The sequence below is a fragment of the Lentibacillus sp. genome, assembly GCF_035301925.1.
Classification (GTDB): Bacteria; Bacillota; Bacilli; order Bacillales; family Amphibacillaceae; genus Lentibacillus.
The window spans coordinates 1-6,891 of the sequence record NZ_DATGTI010000175.1; the positions used below are offsets into that span (position 1 = coordinate 1).

At 43.8% G+C, this 6,891-nt stretch carries 7 protein-coding genes; 5 read left to right on the top strand and 2 right to left on the bottom strand.

The genetic code is table 11. The features are described 5' to 3' along the window. Positions 1-46: 46 nt before the first annotated feature. Both VK080_RS14320 and VK080_RS14325 read right to left on the bottom strand, forming a co-directional pair. Complete coding sequence (locus VK080_RS14320; protein ID WP_324225451.1) at positions 47-952, bottom strand: prenyltransferase; 906 nt, start codon at positions 950-952, stop codon at positions 47-49. Positions 953-971: 19 nt separating this feature from the next. Beyond that, positions 972-1,469 (bottom strand): hypothetical protein, encoded by a 498-nt coding sequence (locus VK080_RS14325; protein ID WP_324225452.1) that lies wholly within the window; start codon positions 1,467-1,469, stop codon positions 972-974. A 164-nt stretch (positions 1,470-1,633) separates the two neighbouring features. On the opposite strand from VK080_RS14325, the gene rpoN reads away from it, so the two are divergent. The 5 genes from rpoN to VK080_RS14350 all read left to right on the top strand — a co-directional run. Then, a complete protein-coding gene (gene rpoN / locus VK080_RS14330; protein WP_324225453.1) occupies positions 1,634-2,905 on the top strand; it encodes an RNA polymerase factor sigma-54 in 1,272 nt (423 codons plus the stop codon). A 367-nt stretch (positions 2,906-3,272) separates the two neighbouring features. Beyond that, positions 3,273-3,518, top strand: coding sequence for a glutaredoxin family protein (locus VK080_RS14335; protein WP_324225454.1), 246 nt, complete (start codon positions 3,273-3,275; stop codon positions 3,516-3,518). Between the two features lie 188 nt (positions 3,519-3,706). Further along, positions 3,707-4,741 (top strand): sugar-binding transcriptional regulator, encoded by a 1,035-nt coding sequence (locus VK080_RS14340; RefSeq protein ID WP_324225455.1) that lies wholly within the window; start codon positions 3,707-3,709, stop codon positions 4,739-4,741. A 37-nt stretch (positions 4,742-4,778) separates the two neighbouring features. Next, complete coding sequence (gene gap / locus VK080_RS14345) at positions 4,779-5,789, top strand: type I glyceraldehyde-3-phosphate dehydrogenase (protein WP_324225456.1); 1,011 nt, start codon at positions 4,779-4,781, stop codon at positions 5,787-5,789. Between the two features lie 89 nt (positions 5,790-5,878). Next, positions 5,879-6,891, top strand: a 1,013-nt coding sequence (locus tag VK080_RS14350) for a phosphoglycerate kinase (protein WP_324225457.1), incomplete at its 3' end; no start/stop codon positions are given.

Genomic DNA, 6,891 nt, shown 5'->3' on the forward strand with positions numbered 1-6,891 from the left:
CTTTTTAAAACACTGTCATTTGTTTTTAAGCGGTTTTCTTCTAAAATTATAGCCATACGCCCAATGCAAATAACAGACCAAACGCCCAGTGATGCCATGCCGCCCATTTCATCCCGCTCAGTTCATCAGGCCTTGAAGCTCCTTTTCGGAAAGACCAGCGCAAACGGCCAGCTGCAGGCAAGGCCAGCAAAACTATAATCGATGCTGCTGGAACGACACCTGCCAGTACCAGTGCGAGAACTGTCAGGTAGGGCAGTGTCAGTAATGTAATCAGCAAATGGACTGCATGTTTCCGGCCCAGCAGCGTTGCCAATGTATTTCGGAATGTATGATCCTTTTCGATATCCCGTATATTATTAGTCAGAATCATCGATGCAATCATAAAAGCAAACGGCAGAGAGACGAATGCGATTGTGAAATCCAGTGTATAGCCTTGAACAATATAGCTTAATATCGTGACAACCGGGCCGAGAAACGTGAATGCCACTGTTTCGCCCAAACCGATAGAACACAGCGGACGCGGACCAGCCGAATAAAGATAACCAAAAATAATTCCGGCAATGCCTGCAGGTATAATCCAGAACGTACTTTGGACGGCTAGCCAAAATCCAATGATGACAGCGGCACAAATCATCGTGATGGCTAGATATGGAACTGTATGATGAGCAGGCCCTCGTGCCGCCGAAGCATCAGCTATCCATTTATCATGATCCTGCCCATGCTGAAAATCATAATAGTCATTAAATAGATTTGTTGCTGATTGAATGAATAGCGCTGCCATAAGCATTGCTAAAAATACATCAACACGGAATCCCCCCTGAAGGGCTGCCAATCCCGTACCGACTAATATCGGGGTGATTGTCCCGGTCAGTGTCATTGGACGAAACAGCTGAAGCCATGATGCACGATAATAGTAGACTTCTTCCTTGTGATTGACTGCGGACTGTAGCATATCCTTCAGCCTCCTTGACTTATAATAAAATCATCAGAACAATGAGTGCCATAAAACCGATAACCTCAACTGATTCGAGCAATGCGACTTTTGCCAGGGCTTTTAATAATGGCTTTTTATCCCCGGAATCGGCTTGCTGCCATAGCTTACTTTGTGAAAACACGTTGATTGATTGCCGATATCCCACAAAAATTCCCCACAACAGTGTAACGGACCCTATGATTAACGCTGACAACCAAATATTCCCGTATCTAGTCTCCCACAAGTCACGCCATTGGCTGATCGGGCCGAATACAGTTCCGAGTAAAATCCCGGTGATGATGACACCGGCCCCGGCGCCCGTCAAAAATTTGTGCGACCATTGCATGAGTGCAAGCAACACTTGCCGCTGTTGTATGAAAACCATTTTTCGGACAGCAGGGTAAACACCCCAGCCGATAAACAAAATACCGCCAACCCAGGTTATGGCAAGCAAAATATGCACGAATAAAAGCGCTTGACGAACTTCCCATGGCATAATTAAGCACCAGCTTTGCTTTATTTGATTTTATTGTATACACGGGAAACGTCACGTGATGTGATACATATCACAAAATTTCATACGTTCATGTTTTCTGAACGTGAGTTTTTGTCTATTTTGTGGCAAAATGGAATTAGTCAGGATTAAAGGGGAGATCCAAGATGCGGCCGGCAATTGTCCAGGAACAGAAATTACAGCTTAAGATGAATCAGTCGCTTATTCAAGCGATTCATCTGCTGCAGTATTCCGGGATCGAAGTGGTTGAGTATATAAAGGAAATAGCCAAAGAAAACCCTTTAATCGAGGAAGTGAATTTCGACTACGAGATAAGCAGTTTTAAACAAGCCAACCCAAATGAAACGCCAATTGGCGAAATCAATCAAGCAGAAATGACAATGTATGAACACCTCAAAAGCCAGCTTTACTCAATTGATGTACCGGATGATTTAAGACAAACCGTTCTTTTCGGGATAGATTCATTGAATGAAGACGGGTACCTGGATATCGAAATGGAAGTTTGGGCGGAACAGTGTGATAAAACGGCTGATCAAGTGGAAGAGGCTTTACGGTGGATCCAAATGCTGGAACCCAAAGGTGTTGGAGCACGGAGTCTTCAGGAATGTATTCTGCTGCAGCTGCCTGATCACGAGCCGTTTTTGCCGGAACTTCTGACCGATCATTTGGCATGGGTTGCCGATGAAAATATCACTGAAATCGGTGATTATTTTCATGTGAGCGAGGACGAAGCAGAAGAGATTGTTAGACAAATCCAATCTTGTCATCCAAAACCGGGCCAGATTATATCTATAAAGAATACAGAGTATATTATTCCGGAAGCATATATTTATGAGGAAGATGGCAACTGGAAAATTTCCTTTTATAAATGGCATTCACCAACTATTAAAATCAATGAATCCTATAGGAATCTCCGTGTGGATGAAAAACAGGCAGCCGACTTCTTAAAGGAAAAGTCCAATCAGGTCAGTTGGCTGAAACAGGCGATCCAGTTCCGGGGCAGCACATTGGAAAAAGTGATCGAAAAAATTGTAGAGAAACAGCGTATGTATTTTGAACATGGTGCGTTTATGCTTCAGCCATTAACGTTAAAAGAAATTGCTGCAGAACTGGATATGCACATTTCCACAGTCAGCCGGGCGATCACCAATAAATATGTGCAGACAAAAACAGGCATTATTCCGCTGAAATTTTTTCTGCAGCCGGGTGTCAAACAGAAAAACGGGCAGCAGACTGCTTCGTTTGTTATTAAGCAATTAATAGCTGAATTGATCAAAAATGAAGACAAACAAAAGCCGTTGTCAGATCAGACGATCAAAAATCGACTTCTGGAAGAATTTGGCATTAGAGTTGCCCGTCGGACGGTAATGAAATACCGTGAACAGCTGGGAATACCAGCGTCAACGAAACGAAGATAAAGTGAAACTTCATTCAGTGGAGCGCTTTACTCCACTGAATGTTAGTTGAACCGAATCGGGCATTTACGGAAAATTAGCCGCCGTATTTTGGCGTATTATTTTCCGTTAGATGCGGGATAAAGTGAAACTTCATTCAGTGGAGCGCTTTACTCCACTGAAGCAGAGGAACAAAGGCTAAGTACTTGGGCGTCCTCGAAAAAGGAAAAGCACTTTTTTTTCGTGCGGTGTGTCGCTGCCGCAAGCTTTCCTTGTCCTGTTACAACGCCTTTATGGGCAGGAGCGAACAGATTTAGACATTTAGGGACAGTTACCTGGCGTTTCTTGCCGTATTACTGTCCATTACATGTGAGATAATGGAGGGGACAGTATGCAACACGTTATTTTTTATACAAAAGAAAATTGCCCATTATGCGATAATGCACTTGCCATACTTGAATTATTACAGCATGACTACCCGCTTGAAATAGAAGAAAGGAATATTTATACGAACGACGAATGGCTGGAAAAATATCAGCTGGAGATTCCTGTTGTACAAATAAAGGATATAACGCTAAACTGTGAACAGATCAGTTATGAGTCGCTGGAGCGTGCCTTAGAGGAGTCTGCAAAGTGACACAAACACCGGTCTTTAACTGGGACAAATCGTCTGCCCCCTGTCCTCCAAAAACATTTTGTTTGTATAATATGCCATGTATGATAAAATAAATTTGTAATGGAAAGTGCTGACTATATTTTTTTGCCTGCAGCGGGACAGAATATTACATTCCGGGACGTTTCATGACCCAACAAGGAGTATTTTACATGCACAACTTGATTGACATGCAGAAAAAATTATATCCGGACTTGCTGGAAATGATGCAGGAACGGTATGTGCTTCTCCAGAATATTGAGCTTTTGCAGCCGATCGGCAGACGTGCCCTGGCTGACAACACGCATCTCACTGAACGGCATGTGCGGAGTGAGGTCGATGTTCTTGCCAGACAAAATCTGATTCATATGTCATCAAAAGGAATGCAATTGACGAAAGAGGGGAAATTAGTAATTGACCAATTAGCAGACGTCATGCATGAAATAATGGGCCTGAATGTTTTAGAAAAACAATTGCAGGAAATATTGCAATTGGACAATATTATGATTGTTCCCGGTAATAGCGATGAACACGATTGGGTAAAACAAGAAATGGGAAAAGCCTGTGTGTCATTTTTGAAAAAACGCATGCCATCGGATCAGACGATTGCTGTCACAGGTGGCACAACCATGGCTGCAGTTGCTGATATGATGAATCCTTTCAATGATAATCGGGATTGTCTGTTTGTCCCGGCCAGGGGCGGCATCGGTGAAAAAGAAGAGAATCAGGCCAATACCATTGCTGCCAAAATGGCAAGGCAGGCAAAAGGACGTTACAGGCTGTTGTATGTCCCGGATCCTTTAAGCGAGACATCATACAGAACGATGATAAAAGAACCTGCTGTGATTGAGGTGTTAAAGCTTATTCAGGGCTCTTCCTTCGTTCTGCATGGAATAGGTGATGCCATCACAATGGCGCAGAGGCGTAAAACATCAAAAGATATTATTCAAAAACTGAAAACAGAAAAAGCTGTCAGTGAGGCATTTGGTTACTATTTTGATGCTGATGGCAGCGTTGTCCACAAAGTAAGGACGATTGGCCTTCACATGGATGATTTAACGGAAGGCAGTCAGACAGTCGTTACTGTGGCAGGCGGCAAATCAAAGGCACAGGCCATCACGTCGTATTTTAAACAAGGCAGGAGTGACCTTTTGATAACTGATGAAGCGGCAGCGGAAGCGATTTTAAGGGAAAAATCTTCCCTTTGAAATAAATATGACCAATAGTCATGAGGAGGAATTTCAAATGGCAATTAAAATGGGAATTAATGGTTTTGGACGTATCGGACGCAATGTTTTTCGTCAGGCACTAAAAAATGATGACGTTGATGTTGTTGCCGTCAATGACTTAACGGATGCGAATATGCTGGCACATCTATTGCAGTATGATTCCGTTCACGGTGTACTTGACGAAGAAGTTACGGTTAGTGGCTCAAACATTGTTGTCGGTGGTAAAGAGATTAAAGTACTGTCGGAACGTGACCCTGCTGATCTTGGCTGGGGCGATCTTGGCGTGGATATCGTCATTGAATCAACCGGCCGCTTCACGCAGCGCGATGATGCGAAGAAACACCTTGATGCAGGTGCGAAGAAAGTAATTATCTCAGCACCGGCTAAACAGGAAGATTTGACAATGGTCATGGGTGTTAACGAAACAGACTATGATCCTGAGAAACACCATATCGTTTCCAATGCTTCCTGCACGACAAACTCGATTGCACCGCTTGCGAAAGTATTACATGATAAATTTGGTATTAAGCGCGGTCTGATGACGACTGTTCACTCTTATACGAATGACCAGCAGATTTTAGACTTGCCGCATAAAGACTACCGCCGTGCACGTGCAGCAGCACAGAATATTATTCCGACAACAACCGGTGCTGCTAAAGTTGTCGGCAAAGTTGTGCCTGAATTAGAAGGCAAACTGAACGGTATGGCAGTACGCGTACCGACACCGGACGGCTCACTGATTGATCTGGTCGCTGAACTGGATCAAAATGTGACTAGAGAAGAAGTGAATGAAGCATTTAAGACTGCTGCTGAAGAAGAAGGGTTAAAAGGCATTGTCGGCTACAGTGAGGCACCGCTCGTTTCCAGTGATATTGTCGGCAGCACGTACTCCTCATTGTTTGATGCCCAGTCAACGATGACCATGGAAGATAACATGGTAAAAGTCGTTTCATGGTACGACAACGAAATGGGCTATTCCGCACGTTGTGTTGATTTGGCAGTGTATATCGGCAAACAGGGATTTTAAGATAAATTATAAAGGGGGAGGACTATATCCTCCTCCTTTTTAAATGTATAATAGACAGTGTACATACTAGCTGAGCAGGAGGTTCTGACATGAACAAAAAAACACTGCATGATCTTGATGTCAATAACAAAAAAGTGTTTTGCCGTGTGGATTTCAATGTACCCATGAAAGATGGCAAGGTAACAGACGACACGCGAATCAGGTCAGCACTGCCGACCATTGAGTATTTGGCGAAAAATGGGGCAACGGTCATTTTGGCAAGTCATCTTGGACGGCCAAAGGGCAGTGTAGTTGAAGAATTGCGGCTTGATCCAGTTGCGGAGCGCCTAAGTGAACTGCTTGGGAAAGAAGTGGTTAAAACCGATGCTGTTTACGGGAAAGAGGTGAATGAGGCCTTATCACAAGTCAGCAATGGTGACATCGTATTGCTTGAAAATCTCCGCTTTGAGCCGGGTGAAGAAACGAATGATCCTGATTTAGTAAAGGCTTTTGCTGATATGGCTGATTTGTACGTTAACGATGCATTCGGTACAGCACACCGGGCACATGCGTCAACAACAGGTGTGGCGGAAAAACTGCCCGCTGCAGCCGGCTTTTTAATGGAAAAAGAAATTGATGTACTTGGCAGAGCATTGGAAAATCCCGATCGGCCGTTTACAGCCATCATCGGCGGTGCCAAGGTCAAAGATAAAATTAACGTGATTGACCACTTATTGGATAAAGTCGATAACCTGATCATTGGCGGTGGTCTTGCCTATACGTTTGTGAACGCACAAGGCTATGAGATTGGCAATTCCTTACTTGAGGAAGATAAAATTGATTTGGCAAAAGAATTCATGCAAAAAGCACAAAATAAAGGCGTTCATTTTGTCATGCCGGAAGATGTTGTGGTGGCGGATGATTTTTCCGCAGATGCCAACACTAAAATCGTCGATATTAAAGAAATCCCTGCCGATTGGGAAGCGCTGGATATCGGACCGAGAACACGCGAAACCTATGACCGGATTGTGAAAGAGTCAAAGCTGATTATCTGGAATGGTCCGATGGGTGTGTTTGAATACAACGCTTTTGCCGGCGGGACAAGAGCGGTTGCCGAAAGCCT

Bases quoted from the DNA above. Each gene is read 5' to 3' on its own strand.
- VK080_RS14320 (WP_324225451.1), bottom strand. From the start codon at position 952: ATGCTACAGTCCGCAGTCAATCACAAGGAAGAAGTCTACTATTATCGT.
- VK080_RS14325 (WP_324225452.1), bottom strand. From the start codon at position 1,469: ATGCCATGGGAAGTTCGTCAAGCGCTTTTATTCGTGCATATTTTGCTT.
- rpoN (WP_324225453.1), top strand. From the start codon at position 1,634: ATGCGGCCGGCAATTGTCCAGGAACAGAAATTACAGCTTAAGATGAAT.
- VK080_RS14335 (WP_324225454.1), top strand. From the start codon at position 3,273: ATGCAACACGTTATTTTTTATACAAAAGAAAATTGCCCATTATGCGAT.
- VK080_RS14340 (WP_324225455.1), top strand. From the start codon at position 3,707: ATGCACAACTTGATTGACATGCAGAAAAAATTATATCCGGACTTGCTG.
- gap (WP_324225456.1), top strand. From the start codon at position 4,779: ATGGCAATTAAAATGGGAATTAATGGTTTTGGACGTATCGGACGCAAT.